The following is a 19771-nucleotide window of genomic DNA, read 5'->3' on the forward strand; positions in this document are numbered from 1 at the left end:
CGTGTAATTTATGTCTTTTTGTAGTTGGGAAGCCAAAAGGTTAATTTCGTTAGCCATTCCTGTTTTTTTGGCACAGGTAACCCTTATTTTAATGACGGTTGTTGATACCGTGATGGCAGGCCAAGTAAGTGCAACAGACTTGGCGGCACTTTCTATTGCAACAGGTATTTGGAATCCGTTAATGCTTGCATTGCAAGGCATATTATTGGCGTTAACGGGTATCATTGCGCAGTTTGCTGGTTCAAACGACAAACAAGGTATTAGTCATTATTTTCAACAGGGCCTGTATCTGGCATTAGTACTTGCCATAATCGGTTTAGGGCTGGCAAGCCTCGCTGATACTGTGCTAAGTCAATTAGATACTTCAAAGTCTATTACCGACTTAGCCGAGCAATATATTCATTTTGTTAAATGGGGTATTTTTGGCTTTTTACTTTTCAGTGTGTATCGCAATATCACTGAAGGTATGGGAATGACCAAACCTGCTTTTTACATTAGTTTAATTGGCTTAGCGGTTAATATTCCGGCCAACTACGTATTTATCCACGGTAAATTAGGTTTTCAAGCGTACGGTGGCGCGGGCTGTGGTATTGCCACGGCGTTGGTATTTACAGCAATGGCGTTAACTCAGGTTATTTATTGTCACTTTAACAAAAAGATTGATGCCAAAGCATTGCTAGCCAATTTCAAAGCGCCAAAGCTCGCGACTATATGGACTATCACCAAAGTAGGTATTCCAATTTCATTAGCTACCTTTTTTGAAGTAACGCTATTTGCTTGTATTCCTTTGTTTATAGCGCACTTAGGTGCAGTTGCTGTTGCCGGTCACCAAATTGCAGCCAGTGTGACGACATTACTGTTTATGATGCCGTTAAGCCTCTCAATTGCCATTAGCATTCGAATAGGCAATTTGTTTGGCCAAGAACATTATCAGCAGTTAAAAAATGCCGTTAAAACGAGTTATATTCTCGCGGCAATTATTGCTTTTTTACTGGCAAGTGTGACCTTTTTTGCTCGAGATATTATAAGCCAATTGTATTCTGACAACCCTGAAGTATTGGCACTTGCCTCTTCAATCATGGTACTTGCTTGTATCTATCAATTACCAGATGCCCTGCAAGTTTCTGCCAATGGTATTTTACGTGGATTGAAATACACAGCACCGATTGGTTATATCACCTTTGTATCGTATTGGTTGATCGGCTTTGCGCTTGGCTTCGTACTTGCTCGTACAGATTTAATTGTTCCAGCACTGGGCCCTCATGGCTTTTGGATAGGCATTATTGTGGGTTTAAGTGCCGCAGCAGTTATGTTGATGTTCACTGTTCATAGGCGATTTAAACATGCACCTTTTTTGCAAAACCAATAGCCTTTTAAACTCTATAATCGCAACAGCATGTGTGGCACTTATTGCCTGCACGCCCTCCTCCGGTGAAGTAAATCACACCTACGCGCAAAGATTAGAAAACGTACTTAAAACCGAAAGTTTTAAGCTATCTAAACCAAGTACAATAACTGTTAACTACTTCACTGAAAATAATGAACATAAAGCAACCATTGGCATGCTCGAGCTTGCCCAATTACGTCAATGTAAACTTGCAACTCTTATCGCTGAGCACAATAACCAGCTCGGCAAAACAGCAACTCCTGCTAACATTCTTAGTTATCAAATTAAGTTTATTCAAAGCGCAAATGAGTGCTTAGAAAGTTTTGATGAACAAGATGAGTTATTTGAAAAAATAAAACTCACCGCAGTACAAAAGCAAGCAAACCTATCAAACTACTTTAAAGCTATGCTCCTCAACGAAACCGAGTTTAAGCAAAGCTGGCAGCTAAGTTCGACTCACATTGATGAAAACACCGCAGGTTTTAGCGAAACCGTGAGCGCGATGGAGCAAATTGCTAAGTTAAACAACCAAATTAATACCGGCAAAATAAACGCTATAGAGCCTGAGCAAATCATCAACCAACTCGAAGTATTAAATCGTTTTAAATACAACAAGCTACTCATTTCTGCGGCAAGGGTGCAAACACATTACAATCAACAAATAACAGCGCTGCTCATGCAGTACTCAAAAGATGAGCTCTGCCCTGAAAATAAGAATAAACAAAAGGCACAAACGCTAAGTAATGTGTTTAAAAAGTTTTATTTAGAGCAACTACAGCCTTATCAATCATTCTTAGTGGGTCGATTAGAAACCCTACAACCTCTTTACCAGCAAATATGGCATGACACCGAAATGGCACAGTTTGTAGATAGCGACAGTAATGCCGCAATTTTACAAAGTCTTAAGCGCTCTGCGAAAAGCCATGTTGCTTGGTGGCAAGGTTTTTACAGAACGTGCGAAATTAGTCCGTTATGAATAAAAAACCAGCACTTAGCACAAAAATAGCTAAAGCTGCTTGATTCACACAACCAGTCGCTATATATTAGCCTCCGTTGTTTAGCCACGCTAACAACAGTTTTAAATCAAAATACAACCGTAGCTCAGTTGGTTAGAGCACTACCTTGACATGGTAGGGGTCGGTGGTTCGAATCCACTCGGTTGTACCATGATTTAGGTATAACCAAAGGAAAGAGCACTACCACTCTTAACGGCCCGGTCCATAGGTCGGTGGTTCGAATCCACTCGGTTGCACCACTCTTGATTTTAACACCTCAGTACGACCGTAGCTCAGTTGGTTAGAGCGCTACCTTGACATGGTAGAGGTCGGTGGTTCGAATCCACTCGGTCGTACCAATTTATTCAAAATCCTCATAATTTCATTATCCTAAAATCAATATTATACAGTTGAAACTCAGTTGGTTAGAGCACTACCGCTCTCTATGACCCACGCCAAAATCAGTGGTTCGAATCCACTCGGTCGTACCAATTCTTAATTTTCCAAATTTAAAATATGTAGTTCAGTTGGTTAGTGCACTACACCTATCAGTCTTAAGCACTTTGCTTTATTGCCTGAATTAAAGATGTGAAACTGAGCAGCTTAAGTAAAACAATATTAATTCGCTAATTTCAAACCAATAATGCCAAGAGCAATCAGCAGTAAGCTGGCAATTTTTAATAGGCTTACGCCTTCTGATAATAGCGTCATGCCAATAATTGCTGAGCCAATTACGCCGATACCTACCCAAACCGCATAAGCCAAACTAAGTGGTAATGATTTAAGCGCCACGCTTAAGCAATAGAAGCTCGCAGCCATGGTTAAGATTGTAAAGAATGAAATGAGTGGTTTAGTAAAACCGTTTGATTGTTTTAGGCCATAAGCCCAAGCGACTTCAAGTAAGCCAGCAGCAATAAGTAGGATCCAATTCATGGTCGACCTCTTTATGGGGTCGTCCCCGAATTTAATTTCAGCTTTAAGGTCGTCCTCAAAGCGGTGTAGTACATCACCACACCCGACGAAATCTAGCACGCCCAAGGTAGCAAGGCAACTATAGCCAAAAAAAAGCGAGCAACCTGCTCGCTTTTCTCTACTTGGTTTTGTTTATCGCCTTTTGACTCACATTTAGCGACCAATAATCAGTGCGCCACCTTGAGCTAATAAGTTTAAGGTTAACTTACCACTGTTACTTACTTTGACTTGCTTGGTTCCTGCACTGCCATTTTTGTTATCAAACAACAATGTGACTTTTTTGCCTGCTAACATAGGTAAATCAATATCTAATGTTTTGGCTTTATTTTCACCATTCACAGCTGCTACCCACCATGTTTGTTGATGACGCCTTGCGATCGTTACATCTTGACCTGGCTGACCTGCAATATAGCGTGTTTCATCCCATACCGTTGGCATCGCCTTTAAAGTATCAAGAACAAATTGAGGTTGCTCTTCAAGGTTATTTGGCGTCAGGCCAAAATGTTGCACTGGTGATTGATAAAGCACACCTGTTGCCAGTTCAAATGTATCTGTGGTTTTACGAATAGTGCCGACTGTTTGATCTTGAGATAAGCGTTTGTTTAAAAACACTGGGGCAAAGTCCATAGCGCCAATAGCATTACGAGTGAACGGTAAAATAGTTGCGTTATAGGCATGTAAATCTAACGAATTTTGATGAAAAACAAGGTTCTCCGATGCCAGTACCGCTTCAGATGTGACGAAGTTAGGATACATTCTTTCCCAGCCACGCGGTATGGTGCTGCCATGAAAGGTGATCACTAAACCATACTGATTTGCATCAGTGAGAATATCTTCATAGAGTTTAATGGTTTCTTGTTTATCACCACCAAAAAAGTCTACTTTAAGCCCTTTTACACCAATGCTTTGCAGCCACGCCATTTCATTTCGACGTGCTGGTGCACTGTTCATTCTATTTTGTGGGGTCTGTGGTGCATCATTCCACCAGCCATTTGAGTTGTACCACAAAATAACATCAACGCCCTTACCATTAGCGTACTTAACCAATTCAGCCATTCTCTCGCGGCCAATGTTTTTATCCCACCAATTGTCGATTAATACATATTCAAAATTTAATGATGCAGCTAAGTCAATAAATTTGATTTGGTCATCGTAGTTGATACTTGGGTCTTGCCAAACAATCCAGCTCCATGTTGAACGACCCATTTTATAATCTTGGCTTGCTTGATAAAGGGGTTTAACTAAATCAAACGCCACGGTTGATTCAACGATTGGTTTTAAACTTGCTCCTAACGTGATGGTGCGCCAAGGTGTGGTTGCAGGCATTGCCATAGCCGCATAAGTTGCACCAATGCCATTGTTCTCTCCAGCCTGAGGAAATGAAATACGATAAACACCGTCTTTCGTGCCTTCGCTTAATTTTGAGCCAACATAATGGCTATCAACACCGGTTTCTGAGATTAAAAGCCAACCTTTATCGCTATTTTTAAATAATGCAGGAAATGTATAGCCCACGCCGTTCGCTGACGGTGTTCCAAGGGTTTCGTTAAAGGTGTAAGGCTCTTCGTAACTTGGTTTTGTTTGCATCCAGCCCGTTTCAGGTAAGGCTTGTGGGCTTATAAATGTAGTTGCAGAATCTGGTAAATTAAAAGCGCTGTATTCAGCTAACACCTTGATACGGGTGTCTGTTTCAGCTCCCGATATCTGATATCGAAATGCAACATCGCTATCAGACACGTTAAACTCGACGCCAAGCATTCTGCCGTCTTGGTTTTCAAATTGCGCTTTGAGTGAATTTGCTGTGTAGTTTACTTCACTCACCTTCGCATTATGCAGCTTATAGCTTTCATTGACTGAAGCTGTTGTATGGCTTTTATATTTTAGGCTTTGTGAAAAATCACCCAGGTTGGTATTTAAACCAAGCTGTGATTGCTGCAAAAACTCTTGGTTGCCATAATTTACGCTATAAACAAGCTGATTTTGTTGTTTTTCGAGTTTTACAGTTATTTGTCCATCTGGGCTTGTAACGCTAAGCGGTAATTGTGCGTGAGCAAGCATAGAGCTTGTGAGAAGTGATATATAGATACTTGGTTTTATCATTGTTGTTATCCTTAAGCTGCAAAAGCATTAAGTGATATCATAATACAAATGTAAACTTTTTGTCACTCAAGCCTATTAAAATAAGCTGTGATCGAAAAATGTACTCCATCCGTTAGATATTGTTACAGTTACTAGGTTGTATATTTACGGCAAAAGGCTAAGCTTTAGATAAATAACAAAAACTTAAACAATTTATGAAACTACTAACCGTATTTTTTTTATTCGCCTCATATCAAGCTCTTGCGGGCCTTACGCCTGTTAGCTTTGAAAAAAATGGCGAAATCATCACTGAAAAAGCGGTGCGTTTCAACGGCGGATATGGTTATAACTTAGATGCCAAACATGTTTTAAAGCTCGTTACTTTAGATTGGCCTCCTTATATAGACGAAAACTTATGCAACAAAGGCTGGCTTTACCAATTTGCTGTAAGCTCCTTACTTGAAAAAGGCTATGGCGTGCACATTAGCTTTTATCCTTGGGCGCGTGCCGTAAGAGAAGCTGAATTAGGTCGCGCTGATATTCTCTTTCCTGAATATTTCATTGAAGATGATGTTATTTCAGATAACTTCCTTGATAAAACCCGCAACAATTTACTCGCTTTAAGCCATGCCATTCCAGGTGGGAATCTTTCTTTCGTGGCGTTAAAAGGAACTCAAATTCCATTTAATGGGGGTTTAAACTCCGTAAAAGACTTGCCTATTGGTGTAGTTCGCTCATATAAAAACACCAAAGAACTCGATGCCATGATTGATAATAAAGAAATCGATACAATCGTCGCTAATAATGAGTACCAACTAATTCATCTCTTGCTTAGTAACCGAGTAAGCCTGATTGTGGCAGATCTTGAAGTGTTAAAAGCAAGCGTTTACAAGTCTGAATTATCAAATAGCGGCAAACGACAAATTTTAGAATCTCTGGTCGCATTAGAGCCTAAGCTTGAATACAAACCGCTATATTTTTCTGTCAGCAAATCAACGCCGCACTGGCAAAAAGTTTTAGAAGACTTAAATGACGAAATAGAACTAATGCAACAAAGCGGCAAGTTTGACGAGTTTATCGAAGGTATGAAGCAACAATGCTACGGATTAGACAAAGCGGCGTAACCGCCGCTTTATTTTGATTATGTGTACTGCTACTCGGGCACTCGAACCCAGCCTTCCATTAATACACGTGCACTTCGGCTCATACTTGCTTTTGTGACTTGCCAATTACCATCAACAAGTGTTGCAGCAGCGCCCACTTTTAAAGTGCCAGAAGGATGACCAAAGTTTACCTCTTGTCGCTCACCACCACCAGCAGCAAGGTTTACTAAAGTTCCAGGTATGGCAGCTGCAGTACCTATTGCTACCGCAGCCGTGCCCATCATAGCATGGTGCAATTTACCCATCGACATAGCACGTACCACTAAATCAATATCGGTTTCATTTACAACTTTACCGCTTGATGCGTGATAAGTTTTAGCTGGTGAAACCCAAGCTACTTTTGGCGTATGTTGACGTGCTTTTGCTTCATCAATATGAGAAATTAGCCCCATTTTCAACGCTCCATAGGCGCGAATCGTTTCTAACTTTTCAAGTGCCGATGCATCACCGTTAATGGCTTCTTGTAGCTCTGTGCCATCGTAGCCAACTTCACTGGCGTTAATGAAAACTGTAGGAATACCCGCATTGATCATCGTTGCAGACAACATACCAATACCCGGTACCTCTAATTCATCGACTAAGTTACCTGTTGGAAATAAGGCCCCTTCGCCATCTGCAGGGTCCATAAATTCAAGTTTCACTTCAGCGGCTGGAAAGGTCACGCCATCAAGCTCAAAATCACCAGTTTCTTGCACTTCACCGTTAGTAATTGGCACGTGCACTATGATAGTTTTACTAATATTGACTTGCCATACTTTAACTTCAACAACGCCGTTCTCTGGAATTTTGCTGGCATCAACAAGACCGTTTGACACAGCAAAGGCCCCGACTGCTGAAGTTAAATTACCGCAGTTACCACTCCAATCAACAAACGCCTTATCGATAGCAACTTGACCAAATAAATAATCAACATCGTGATCAGCTTTAGCGCTTTTCGATAATATCACCGTTTTACTGGTGCTTGAGGTTGCACCGCCCATACCATCAGTTTGTTTTTGGTAAGGATCGGGGCTGCCAATCACACGTAATAACAGATTATCGCGCGCCTCACCTGCCACTTGGGCAGGCTCGGGTAAATCAGTCAAGTTAAAGAACACCCCTTTACTGGTGCCGCCACGCATATAGGTCGCTGGCACCTTAATTTGTGGTTTAAACGCCATCACTTAGTGCTCCTCAGATTCTAAGAAATCTTGCGCGAAACGTTGCAGTACACCACCCGCTGAATAAATTGACACTTCTTCAGCAGTATCTAAACGGCACGTCATTGGTACTTCAACGATTTCACCATTGGCACGGGTAATCACTAATGTCAGTGTTGCGCCTGGTGTTGGCTCACCTTTGACACTGAAACTCTCACTACCATCAATACCTAGCGTAGTTCGCGTGGTACCTGCTTTAAACTCAAGCGGTAATACACCCATACCAATTAAGTTAGTACGGTGAATACGCTCAAAGCCTTCTGCTGCAATCACTTGAACACCAGCTAAACGTACACCTTTTGCAGCCCAGTCACGTGATGAGCCTTGGCCATAATCGGCACCTGCCACAATAATAAGCGGCTGCTTGCGCTGCATGTAGGTTTCAATAGCTTCCCACATACGCGTCACTTTGCCTTCTGGTTCAATGCGAGCATATGAACCTTGCTTCACTTCACCATTTTCTTTAACCATTTCATTCAATAACTTAGGGTTAGCGAATGTAGCACGCTGTGCTGTTAAATGGTCACCTCGGTGAGTAGCATACGAGTTAAAATCTTCTTCCGGCAGACCCATTTTAGCCAGGTATTCACCAGCAGCACTTGACGCTAAAATCGCATTCGAAGGTGATAAGTGGTCAGTAGTGATGTTGTCGCCCAGCACAGCTAACGCACGCATATCACTCAGAGAGCGTTCACCCGCTAATGCACCTTCCCAATAAGGAGGACGGCGAATATAAGTACTTTGTGGACGCCATTGGTAAAGCGGATCGTTGTCTTCACCGTAATCTACACTTAAATCAAACATTGGCTCGTAAACCTTTTTAAATTGTTCAGGTTTAACACTTTGTTTGATCACTGCATCAATTTCTTCGTCTGATGGCCATAAATCCATTAGGCGAATTTCGTTGCCTTGTTGATCATGCCCTAATACATCTTTTTCGATATCAAAACGAATAGTACCGGCAATAGCATAAGCAACAACCAGTGGTGGTGAAGCTAAGAATGCTTGTTTAGCATAAGGGTGAATACGACCATCGAAGTTACGGTTACCCGACAGTACAGCCGTTGCGTATAAATCACGTTCAATCACTTCTTGCTGAATTTTTGGATCAAGCGCACCACTCATGCCGTTACAGGTTGTACACGCGAAGGCAACAATACCAAAGCCAAGTTGTTCAAGCTCAGGTAATAAATTGGCTTCTTCTAAGTAAGACTTAACCGCTTTAGAACCCGGTGCCAGTGATGTTTTAACCCATGGCTTACGAGTTAACCCTTTAGCGTTGGCATTACGCGCAAGTAAACCTGCAGCAATAACGTTGCGTGGGTTACTGGTATTAGTACAACTTGTGATTGCTGCAATGATACAGGCGCCATCTGGCATTAAGCCTTCTTCATTCTCAACAACGCCAGTGATACCCGCTTTATCAAGTTCGCTTGTTGCAACACGGCGATGAGGATTTGATGGGCCCGCAATATTGCGACCAACTGATGACAGATCAAAGGTTAACACACGCTCATATTCAGCAGTTTTAAGGCTATCACTCCAAAGGCCAGTCTCTTTTGCGTATGTTTCAACTAGTTTAACTTGCTCTTCTTCACGGCCAGTTAAACGTAGATAATCAAGTGTGTTGTCATCGATGTAGAACATCGCTGCTGTTGCGCCAAACTCTGGCGTCATATTAGAAATAGTTGCTCTATCGCCTAATGTAAGTGCATCAGCACCTTCGCCATAAAATTCAAGGTAGGTCGACACAACTCTTTCATTACGTAAAAATTCGGTGATCGCTAATACAATGTCGGTTGCAGTAATACCCGGTTGTGGCTTGCCTTTTAGTTCAACACCCACAATGTCAGGTAAACGCATGTAAGATGCACGGCCAAGCATCACGCTTTCAGCTTCAAGACCACCTACACCGACAGCAATAACACCTAACGCATCAACCATAGGTGTGTGGCTATCTGTACCAACTAAGGTATCTGGGAATGCCACGCCATCACGTTTTTGGATCACCGGTGACATTTTCTCTAAATTAATCTGATGCATAATGCCGTTACCCGGCGGGATCACATCAATATTTTTAAATGCTGTTTTTGTCCAATTGATAAAGTGGAAACGGTCATCGTTACGACGGTCTTCAATAGCACGGTTTTTTTCAAATGCGTCAGGTTCAAAACCTGCGTGTTCAACCGCTAATGAATGGTCAACAATTAACTGTGTTGGTACCACAGGGTTCACTTTTGCAGGATCGCCGCCTTTTGCAGCAATAGCATCACGCAGACCTGCTAAATCAACTAACGCTGTTTGACCTAAGATGTCGTGACACACAACGCGCGCAGGAAACCATGGAAAATCTAAATCACGCTTACGGTCAATCAATTGCGACAGTGCATCATTTAGCATTTCAGGTTCACAGCGACGAACTAAGTTTTCGGCAAGTACTCGCGATGTGTAAGGAAGTGTGGCATAGCTGCCTGGTTTAATTGCATCAACAGCAGCGCGAGTATCAAAGTAATCGACTCCGGTGCCTGCTAATGGTTTTCTAAAATTTGTATTCATGATGATTCTACTTGTACTTGGTGACGGTGAACAAAGATGGGCTGATTGTTTTCGTATTTATTTCGCCCCTTCATAAAGGGGCAGCTAAGCTACCCCTATCACTGATTTAATTACGATTAACGCTCAGAAATTGGCGTATAGCTACGCGCTTCTGGGCCCGTATAATCTGCACTTGGGCGAATAATACGGTTGTTAGCACGTTGCTCTTTCACGTGTGCTGTCCAACCCGTAACACGGCTCATCACGAAAATTGGCGTGAATAATTTAGTTGGAATCCCCATGAAGTGATACGCAGATGCATGGAAGAAATCAGCATTACAGAATAATTTCTTTTCACGCCACATAACTTCTTCACAGCGAACAGACACAGGATATAGAACATCGTCACCCACTTCTGCAGCCAGTTTTTCTGACCATTTTTTGATGATCACGTTACGTGGATCTGATTCGCGGTAGATAGCGTGACCAAAGCCCATGATCTTGTCTTTACGCTCAAGCATACCCATTAGTGCGTCTTCAGCTTGATCTGGGCTTGTGAAGCCTTCAATCATATCCATAGCGGCTTCGTTCGCACCACCATGTAATGGGCCACGTAAACTACCAATCGCACCCGTTACACAAGAGTGAATATCAGACAATGTTGATGCACACACACGCGCAGTAAATGTTGATGCATTAAACTCATGCTCTGCATAAAGAATTAAAGACACATTCATTACTTGCTCAAACAGTGCTGATGGTGCTTCGTCATGTAATAAACGTAAGAAGTGTGCACCTACCGAATCATCATCTGTTTCAGTTTCAATACGAACGCCGTCATGGCTAAAACGATACCAGTAACAAATAATGCTTGGGAATACGGCAACTAGGCGGTCAATCGCATCATTCGCTTGTGAGAAATCTTGCTCCATCTCTAAGTTACCTAGCATAGAACAACCAGTACGCATTACATCCATTGGGTGCGCGTCTTTAGGAATGTTCTCAAGCACTGTTTTTAGTGCATCTGGTAAACCACGTAGTGATTTTAGCTTTGCTTTATATTCAGTCAGCTCAGACTCTGTTGGTAATTCACCGCGCGACAGTAAAAAAGACACTTCTTCAAACTGTGCTTTATCTGCTAATTCACTAATATCATAACCACAATAAGTTAAACCTGAACCTGACTTACCTACTGTACACAGTGCTGTTTCACCTGCTACTTGACCACGTAAACCTGCGCCGCCTAATGCTTTATCTACCATGAGTGTTCTCCTTATATGTTGTCGTTATGATTTTTTAGCTGAGAAAAGGTTATCGAGTGTGTTTTCATATGAGTGATAATCTAAAAACTCATATAATTCCGCACGTGTTTGCATATTGTCTACTTGGCTTTGTTGTGAGCCCTCGCTAAGAATAGACGAATACACATTAAGTGCTGCTTTGTTCATCGCTCTAAATGCACTAAGTGGATAAAGTACAATTTCAACACCCACTTCGCTCAATTGCTCTTTTGTATAAAGTGGCGTTTGACCAAATTCAGTGATGTTCGCAAGAATTGGCACATTTAACGCTTTAGCAAACGCTTGGTAATCTGCTAAATCATGCACAGCTTCTGCAAAGATGGCGTCTGCTCCAGCTTCAACACACGCTGCTGCGCGGTCAATAGCTGCATTTAAGCCTTCTTTTTGGAATGCATCAGTACGCGCCATAATGTAAAAATCACTGTCTGTTTTAGCATCAACCGCAGCTTTAATACGATCAACCATTTCATCTTTAGACACGATCTCTTTATTAGGACGGTGACCACAACGTTTTTGTGCTACTTGGTCTTCAATATGGAAGCCCGCTGCGCCTGCTTTGGTCATTTCTTTAACGGTACGAGCAATATTAAAAGCACCGCCCCAACCTGTGTCAGCATCAACAAGAAGCGGTAAGTCGGTAGCGCTGGTGATTCGACGAATATCTTCAAGTACGTTATCAAGGCTAGTCATACCTAAATCTGGCATGCCGTATGATGCGTTAGCAACACCCGCACCTGAGAGGTAAAGTGCTTGGTGACCGGTTTTCTCTGCCATCATTGCGCAGTACGCATTGACGGTGCCAACCACTTGTAATGGCTTGTTGTTGGCGATTGCCTGTTTGAACTTTAATCCTGCTGACATTGGATAACTCCTATCTTTGAACGGTTTCAGCTCTTTGGCTGACTCTATTTTTTAAATCTAAATTGTGACTGTTTAACTACGGCGCTACTGATTTTTTGCTGCGAGTAAGTCAAACTTCGTCTGAATATTTGCCTGAGACGCACTAATATGGCGCTTCATAAGCATTTCGGCTAATTCACCGTCATGGTTTTCAATGGCATTAATAATAGCCAAGTGTTCATCAAACGCTTTTGATACACGTGGCCCAACCATCCCCATTTGTACACGGTACATACGAATTAACTGGTACAACTCATTACATAAAAGATGAATTAAGTGTGCGTTTTTCGACCCTTTAATAATGCGATAATGAAAATCAAGGTCGCCCGCTTCTTGGTAGTATGATTCACCTTCTTTTACACGCTGTGTTTGTAAGTGCTGATTCAATAACTGTTTTAAACCCTGCACTTCTTCAGGTTCCATGTTGTCGGCAGCTAACCGACAAGCCAGCCCTTCTAAGGCACTACGAACCTGATAGACTTCGATTAAACGCTCGGCGGTTAGTGCAACAACACGACAACCGACATTTGCTTTACGCTCTACCAAATAACAGCTCTCTAAACGATTTAGCGCCTCACGTAAGGTGGCACGGCTTACACCATAGCGTTTAGCAAGTTCTGGCTCAGAAATTTTGCTACCCTGCTCAATGGTGCCCTGTACAATTTCACGGCGCATGTCGACAAACACTTGGTCTGATGCTGTTGTTATCGTGATATCGTTGTAGTTATCGCTAGCTTTTTGCTCTGTCATAATAGATCTATCAAAGTACTAAATTAAGATTGTCGACAATTTGTGAGTTCACTATGCGCCCTATCATTGCAAGTGTCAACCTTGAGATCGGAAAAACAGGCTAAAAAACCAAAAAAATGTCGACATAAATTGATATTTATCAAAAATAATGGCTATAAAGAACATTTATATTAGCAATGTGTCGACACTTCAATATCACTCTTAAAAAGCTAAAAATATCCCCTGATAGCGCTATAAATGGTATGATCCAGCTATTATTACGTGATGTGAGAGCCATTTAGTGGACGCTAATACATATATTCCTGACTCATTTATTGATGATGTAAAAAGCTACCTTCCTGAACATTTATCATTAGACGACTTTATTGCAGCCTGTCGCCGCCCACTAAGACGATCTGTTCGCGTAAATACATTAAAAATGTCAGTCGATGCATTTCAGCGTCAATGCGCCAAAAAAGGATGGGAATTAACAGCAATTCCATGGTGCGAAGAAGGATTCTGGCTAACACGACCAAGCGACGAAGAAGCCGCCCTTGCAATCGGTAATACCGATTTACACTTAAGTGGTGCTATGTATGTGCAAGAAGCCAGCTCAATGTTACCACCGGTAGCACTGAGAGCCGAAGTTAAGCAAAGCGACGCGGTACTTGATATGGCATCGGCACCAGGTTCAAAAACATCACAAATCGCCGCCATGATGGATAATAGTGGCGTGTTAGTGGCCAATGAGTTGTCATCGTCACGCTTAAAAGTATTGGCTGCAACCCTCAAACGTATGGGTGTGGGTAATTGTGCATTATCACATTTTGACGGTGTGATATTCGGGGATTACATGTATGAGTGCTTCGACAGCATTTTGCTAGATGCCCCGTGTTCAGGTGAAGGCACGGTTCGTAAAGATGCAGACGCCTTAAAAAATTGGTCAATCGAATCTAATATTGATATTGCTGCTGTGCAAAAAGCCCTTATCAAAAGTGCCTTTTATGCCTTAAAACCAGGCGGTACATTAGTCTATTCGACCTGTACTTTAACACCGCTTGAGAACCAACAAGTGTGTGAGTATCTATTAGCAGAGTTCCCTGATTGCATCGAAGTACAATCGCTCAATACTCTGTTTGATGGTGCAGACAAAGCGACAACCAGCGAAGGTTATTTGCATGTTTGGCCGCAAACTTACGACAGTGAAGGTTTCTTCATCGCTAAATTTAAGAAAGTAGCATCAAGCGATAACCCAAATCAAAAAGTTAAAAAAGGCGCATTTCCGTTTGCTGAATTTGATAAAAAACAAAGCCAAGCGTTTATGCAAACAATTAAAAAACAGTTCGGTCTAAAATCACTTAAAGGCACGTTAATGCAGCGTGATAAAGAGCTCTGGTTGTTTCCTGATGGCTTTGATGAACTACAAGATAAAATTAAATACTCACGTTTAGGTATTCAACTTGGTGTGATCCACAAAGGTGGTGTTCGCTTAACTCACGAGTTTGCCACTGTCTTTGGCCAAGATTGCGATAAAAATACCTTTGAGATGTCTGCTTGCCAAGCAAACGATTACTTTAACGGTAAAGATATTAGGCTCGAAAAACCAACGCAAGATAATGGTGAAGTAGTTTTAATGTTATGTGGTTGTCCGGTAGGACTTGGTAAGTGGCAAAAGAATAAAATTAAGAACTCATTACCGCGTGATTTGGTCCAAAATGCCCAGTTGATAACTTGGGTATAAGTTGCGCATAAAGACTGTATAAATAAGGCGCTAATTTAGGTAAAAAGCTGTAACAGACTGATTTTAAACTAGTATAAAATTTGTACATTTACCGTGCAATTTCCTGCTGATTAACTACACTTAAAAGTACTTTCTACTTCTCCCTACTGAATTTAGAAGGTGTTTTTTTATAGTTAGCGCAGGCTCACACGAGCCACCCCCTAAGCCCAGAACAATGTGGATTCGTTCTGGGCGTTTTTTTATTCAAAGGATTCGATTAATTATCGTTTAAATCGAATTCAGTTATTTGATTATCAGCGTGAATAAGTTCATATTTAGCGAGTAAACCGTCATTGAGCTCAATTAAGCTGATAGCCGCATTACTGACTAAATACTTTTGTCCTTCGCCTATGGTTTGGTGTTTATCTACTTCCATTTGCCAACGTTTAGTGAAAAAGTTAAGTGGGCTTTTCGGGGCATATAAAATTGAGTCGAGCTTATCGAGTACATTAATAAGTTTGCGTGGGAACTCATTTTTAATACCACTGGCAGTTAACTGCCAAATACGGTTTTTATGCTTACCAAAGCGTTTTTGCACTGAAAAACAAAATGAATAATGAACATCACCAGAGAGGATCAAGGTTTCTTTTGGTGTATCTTCACGGCGAAAAGTATCTAACAGCTTTTTAGCAGAACCTTCATGGGCCATCCAGTTTTCAACATCAACCAACAAAGGTTGCCCGCAAAAATTAAAAATCGCTTGGATTGCTTCAATCGATTTAACACCAAACACCGGTGCTGGAGATACAATAATCACTTTATCGTGAGACAATAAGCTTTCTTCTAATTCAGTGAGCCTTTCCCAATCAAGTAAACCAGATGGTTCATTGAAGTTTTGTTCATTACGCCAGCGATGGGTTCGGGTATCGAGCACCACAACTTTGGGGATGGTATTTAGCTCGTAATGCCAATGGTTAAAATTGAGTATTAGCTTATCAAAGTCTTGAAACTGCCAGTTCTGTTGCTGCAGACTTTGTTTAAAACTGGCTAATAAAGACAGCGAGTTATCACCTGCATCATTACCAATCCCCTGCATTAACCAATAACTAATCAGGCCATTATTTACAATACGACGGCTAGCTGGGTGCTGATAAATAGCTTGCTCCCAGCCTGCGGTTAGGTTCCAATCATCGGTGACATCATGATCGTCAAACATCATTAGTGTCGATACATTGGCGAATAACCTTTCAACGCTTTGAAGACCCTTTGCAAAGCCAAGCAGTGAGTCTTTTTCAAGTTTAAATAGATTAGCGTATTTAGGGGCTAATGCTGGGCATTCAATTGATTCAAAATCAATTAGCTGCCAAGTAACCGCGCTGAAGTTTAATAAATAAAGCGCTATAAATTCTTGAAAATGAATTAAGTGGTTTTCAGCTTTTAAGCTTGAGAAGTGTGGCTCATCTTTTTTAAGCCAATAACCAACACCAAATTTACTGCGTTTTTGCCAAGGTACTTTAGGTAAGTGTAAATGGCGCTGATATAGTTGCTGCTCAAACTCTTCTGGCAAATCTAAATCAAGCGCTGGCTCTTGAAACACACCAAATAGGCTAATCACTTTTTCAATCGCGAGCAGCATAGGCCCTGCGACATCATCCGCATATATTTGGTCGCCAGATAACAATAATAGGTCTGCACCTGCATTAAGCGATTGGCGCTGATCATTTTGCCAATTATCTGCAGCAACAAGGCTGTCTTTTGCTGGGTGATGAGGATTACGACACGAGCCATGCAGAATTCTATCGAGTCGATTTGGGATCACAAATGCCGGAGATTCGGCACGTTCATAGCAATAAGACGATAAATCAAGGCTTTTATCTTCATCATGTAATGAATAATAGATCAGTGAATCAACTGCAAACTGGCCACTGACTGGCATGACATTAATGAAATTTAAGTAAAGCTGTTGCCCTAATTGGATTGACTCTAAGTTAGAGAAAGTCTCAACACCGCTAAACTCAATTCGGTATTGGCAAGGCCTAGTTGTAACAAATTGAAAACACACTCGCCCTGCATCTGCTCGGCGTACCATTGGCCCCATTACTAACTGAGGTAAGTTCGATACGCCGTCCACTATTACGCCCTTTTAGCTTGATTAAACAACGAATAAAAGTTGTTAGTTGTTGCTTCAGCTAACTCGTTAAAAGTAAGCCCTTTTAACTCAGCGATGTAGTAAGCGACATCTTCAACATAGGCTGGTTGATTTGTTTTGCCACGATATGGAACAGGCGCTAAATACGGTGAATCTGTTTCGATCAATAAGCGATCTAGCGGAATTTGCTTTACAACGTCTTTTAAATCTACTGCATTTTTAAACGTAACAATGCCCGAAATAGAAATATAAAAGCCCATATCAATAGCTTTTTTGGCCATTTCCCAGTTTTCTGTAAAACAATGCAATACACCGCCACAATTCTCGGCATTGTGAGCGCGCATTAAGTTTATAGTGTCTTCTCTGGCATCTCGTGTATGAATAATAAGCGGCTTATTTAGCTCATTGGCAACGTCGATATGACCAACAAAACTCTCTTGCTGAACAATGTGGGTGTCTTTTGAGTAATAGTAATCAAGACCCGTTTCACCAATTGCAACCACTTTGTCGTGGCTTGCAAGTGAAATTAGCTGTTGCTTATCGAGTGCGTCTTTTTGATCAAGTGGATGCACACCGCATGATGCAGAAACATCTGGATAGTGTTTAATTTTATCCAACATGCTTGGGAATTGCTCTAAAGTTACGCTTACACATAAAAAGTGTTCTACTTTCTTTGCACGAGCATTATCGAGTACTTGGTCTAAGTCTAAATTGAGTTTATCAAAATCTAAACGATCTAAATGACAATGAGAATCTACAATCATGGTACTACTTTTATTACATGGTATAGGTCGGATTGCCGGAGTTTAACATAGTACCGAGTAGTTTTTCGATTTTCGCATTCAAATTGGTTTTATCATCGATAAAATTAACACCAATGCCTGGTGGGTTTGAGCTTTGTGCACCTTGCGGTGTGATCCAAGCAACTTTACCTGTTACTACATCATCCTCTAGTGCATCTGGTAATGTGACCTTTAAAGCCAATGAATGACCCATTTCAAAGCGCATATTAGTGCGAACAAACAAACCACCATTTTTTAGATAAGGCATGTAACAGCGATATAATTCTTCTAAGTCTTCAATATCTACTAATAATTCTTGCACGATACTTCCTAATTTTGGCTTTCACGTAAAGTAAACGCTAATTGTGAAATTGCTAGTTCCAAGTTTAAACCAAGCACATGTGAACTGTTATAAAGAAACTCTGAAATTGCAGATTGTGCTTTCTGATAATTGAAAAAGTCCATTCCTAACACTAATTGCGTTTTAAGATGCTCTGTTAAGAACAAAGCAAATACATTAACCAAGCTATGATCTTTATTAAGGATGTCGACTAACGCACTGAAATTATGGCTGTCTTTTATCTCAGTTGCAAATTTATAAAGAGAATCGACAGCTTCAAGTTGGTTGTCATTTTGCCACTGCTGAACAAGAAGTGGCTGCCTAGCGAATAACTCTAACCATGAATAATTAGCAATATTTAATGATGCTAACCATTTTTTCGTATATTCAGGGTTAACTTTTATTTCGTGTACGGCACAGCGACTTAAAATTGTTGCAGGTAATAATGCTGTTTGTTCGCACGTTAACAATAAATAACGGCGCAAACTTGGCTCTTCAAGGGTTTTTAATAAAGCATTAGCCGCTGCAGTGGTCATTTTATGACACTGTTCGAGCACAACTACTTTGTTACCATTTTGTGCCGCTGAATGGTTGATAAAATCACTGATCTCACGAATTTCATCAACGCCTATTGTTTGGCCTTCCACCTTTACAACGCGTTTATCAGGGTGAGTACCTGCTTGATTAAGTTGACAGCTTTTACAATTGCCACAGGCTTTTAAATTTACAGGTGACGCGCAAAGTAAGCCATCAGCAAGCGAATCGACTAAACATTGTTTGCCAACACCTTTATCACCATTAAATAGCTGGGCATGATGAAAGCGTTGCTGTGCAAAACTTTGCGCTAGTTGCTGATAAAGCCCTTCAAGCCATGGCAAAGGCATATTAATTTAAACCTGCAAAAAAGTTATCAAGCACGGTTGTGATTGCCGCATGTACTTCTGGCATTGTTTGGTTTGCATCCACTGTTTTGATACTGCTATCAGTTTTAGCTATTTCAAGGTAGCGTGCGCGAGTGCGCTCAAAAAAGCCTAATGCTTCTTGTTCGATACGATCAAGTTCACCACGGCCTTTTGCACGAGCAAGCCCCACAGCTGGGTCAATATCTAAATAAATGGTTAAATCAGGTTTTAAACCATTTAGCACCATATCAGCTAAAAAAGAGAGTTTAGTTTGTTCAATACCACGACCACCACCTTGATATGCTTGTGATGAAAGATCATGACGATCACCTAAAACCCAAGTGCCCTTTTCAAGTGCCGGATTAATAACATTAGCAACTAATTGCGAGCGTGCTGCATACATGATTAACAGCTCTGTTTCACCGGTCACTGTTTCTTGGTGAGCCTGTTTGACGATATTACGCAGCTCTTCAGCCATAGCTGTACCGCCAGGCTCACGTACATTAATAAAATCGACTTGCTTGTTTTCTAAATAAGCTTGGCATACGGCAATGGCCGTTGATTTTCCGGCCCCTTCAAGGCCTTCAATCACTATAAATTTCGCTGTCATATGACTCA

16 protein-coding genes and 2 tRNA genes are annotated in these 19771 nt (G+C 41.3%); 6 read left to right on the plus strand and 12 right to left on the minus strand.

What is annotated here, in order from left to right; translation table 11 throughout:
• The first annotated feature begins 10 nt into the window (after window positions 1-10).
• The 4 genes from ABMY41_RS01210 (at window position 11) to ABMY41_RS01225 (ending at window position 2741) form a co-directional block, all read left to right on the plus strand.
• Window positions 11-1369, plus strand: coding sequence for an MATE family efflux transporter (locus ABMY41_RS01210; protein WP_289098036.1), 1359 nt, complete (start codon window positions 11-13; stop codon window positions 1367-1369).
• On the plus strand, window positions 1344-2363 hold the full coding sequence (locus ABMY41_RS01215) for a DUF3080 family protein (RefSeq protein WP_289098035.1): 1020 nt from the start codon (window positions 1344-1346) through the stop codon (window positions 2361-2363). The genes ABMY41_RS01210 and ABMY41_RS01215 overlap by 26 nt, the downstream gene beginning before the upstream one ends.
• 114 nt (window positions 2364-2477) lie before the next feature.
• Window positions 2478-2554 (plus strand) — tRNA-Val (locus tag ABMY41_RS01220).
• Window positions 2555-2664: 110 nt separating this feature from the next.
• A tRNA-Val gene (locus ABMY41_RS01225) sits at window positions 2665-2741 on the plus strand.
• A gap of 259 nt (window positions 2742-3000) precedes the next feature.
• Here the strand turns inward: ABMY41_RS01225 and ABMY41_RS01230 are convergent.
• Together ABMY41_RS01230 and ABMY41_RS01235 are read right to left on the minus strand one after the other, a co-directional pair.
• Complete coding sequence (locus ABMY41_RS01230) at window positions 3001-3315, minus strand: multidrug efflux SMR transporter (RefSeq protein WP_062565271.1); 315 nt, start codon at window positions 3313-3315, stop codon at window positions 3001-3003.
• Window positions 3316-3507: 192 nt separating this feature from the next.
• Complete coding sequence (locus ABMY41_RS01235; protein WP_289098034.1) at window positions 3508-5454, minus strand: glycoside hydrolase family 97 protein; 1947 nt, start codon at window positions 5452-5454, stop codon at window positions 3508-3510.
• Window positions 5455-5648: 194 nt separating this feature from the next.
• On the opposite strand from ABMY41_RS01235, the gene ABMY41_RS01240 reads away from it, so the two are divergent.
• Window positions 5649-6557, plus strand: coding sequence for a transporter substrate-binding domain-containing protein (locus tag ABMY41_RS01240; RefSeq protein ID WP_289098033.1), 909 nt, complete (start codon window positions 5649-5651; stop codon window positions 6555-6557).
• Window positions 6558-6586: 29 nt separating this feature from the next.
• On the opposite strand, the gene prpF is transcribed toward ABMY41_RS01240, so the two are convergent.
• From prpF to ABMY41_RS01265, 5 genes are all read right to left on the minus strand, one after another.
• A complete protein-coding gene (gene prpF, locus ABMY41_RS01245; protein WP_289098051.1) occupies window positions 6587-7756 on the minus strand; it encodes a 2-methylaconitate cis-trans isomerase PrpF in 1170 nt (389 codons plus the stop codon).
• 3 nt (window positions 7757-7759) lie between these two features.
• Window positions 7760-10351, minus strand: a complete 2592-nt coding sequence (acnD, locus tag ABMY41_RS01250; protein ID WP_289098032.1) for a Fe/S-dependent 2-methylisocitrate dehydratase AcnD — start codon at window positions 10349-10351, stop codon at window positions 7760-7762.
• Between the two features lie 116 nt (window positions 10352-10467).
• The gene (gene prpC / locus ABMY41_RS01255) at window positions 10468-11592 is read right to left on the minus strand and encodes a 2-methylcitrate synthase (RefSeq protein WP_175078245.1); all 1125 of its coding nucleotides are present in this window, start codon (window positions 11590-11592) and stop codon (window positions 10468-10470) included.
• Window positions 11593-11616: 24 nt separating this feature from the next.
• Entirely contained in the window at window positions 11617-12492 is an 876-nt protein-coding gene (gene prpB, locus ABMY41_RS01260) for a methylisocitrate lyase (protein WP_054561375.1), read from the minus strand.
• An 84-nt stretch (window positions 12493-12576) separates the two neighbouring features.
• Window positions 12577-13281, minus strand: coding sequence for a GntR family transcriptional regulator (locus ABMY41_RS01265; RefSeq protein WP_289098031.1), 705 nt, complete (start codon window positions 13279-13281; stop codon window positions 12577-12579).
• Window positions 13282-13561: 280 nt separating this feature from the next.
• Here ABMY41_RS01265 and rsmF point away from each other — a divergent pair, with 280 nt between their 5' ends.
• Window positions 13562-15001 carry a 16S rRNA (cytosine(1407)-C(5))-methyltransferase RsmF gene (gene rsmF, locus ABMY41_RS01270; RefSeq protein WP_349273968.1) on the plus strand — a complete coding sequence of 480 codons (1440 nt, stop codon included), beginning with the start codon at window positions 13562-13564 and terminating at the stop codon, window positions 14999-15001.
• Window positions 15002-15257: 256 nt separating this feature from the next.
• Here rsmF and ABMY41_RS01275 read toward each other — a convergent pair whose 3' ends face one another.
• Genes ABMY41_RS01275 through tmk form a run of 5 tightly spaced genes read right to left on the minus strand, consistent with a single transcriptional unit; the run spans window position 15258 to window position 19763 of the window.
• Window positions 15258-17078 (minus strand): alkaline phosphatase D family protein, encoded by a 1821-nt coding sequence (locus ABMY41_RS01275; protein ID WP_175082030.1) that lies wholly within the window; start codon window positions 17076-17078, stop codon window positions 15258-15260.
• A 35-nt stretch (window positions 17079-17113) separates the two neighbouring features.
• Complete coding sequence (locus ABMY41_RS01280; protein WP_349273969.1) at window positions 17114-17893, minus strand: YchF/TatD family DNA exonuclease; 780 nt, start codon at window positions 17891-17893, stop codon at window positions 17114-17116.
• A gap of 13 nt (window positions 17894-17906) precedes the next feature.
• Window positions 17907-18233, minus strand: a complete 327-nt coding sequence (locus tag ABMY41_RS01285) for a PilZ domain-containing protein (protein WP_054554720.1) — start codon at window positions 18231-18233, stop codon at window positions 17907-17909.
• Window positions 18234-18241: 8 nt separating this feature from the next.
• Complete coding sequence (locus ABMY41_RS01290; protein WP_287243073.1) at window positions 18242-19135, minus strand: DNA polymerase III subunit; 894 nt, start codon at window positions 19133-19135, stop codon at window positions 18242-18244.
• Between the two features lies 1 nt (window position 19136).
• Complete coding sequence (gene tmk, locus ABMY41_RS01295) at window positions 19137-19763, minus strand: dTMP kinase (RefSeq protein WP_054561369.1); 627 nt, start codon at window positions 19761-19763, stop codon at window positions 19137-19139.
• Window positions 19764-19771: the final 8 nt, after the last annotated feature.

The organism is Pseudoalteromonas sp. BZA4 (assembly GCF_040104395.1).
GTDB lineage: Bacteria > Pseudomonadota > Gammaproteobacteria > Enterobacterales > Alteromonadaceae > Pseudoalteromonas.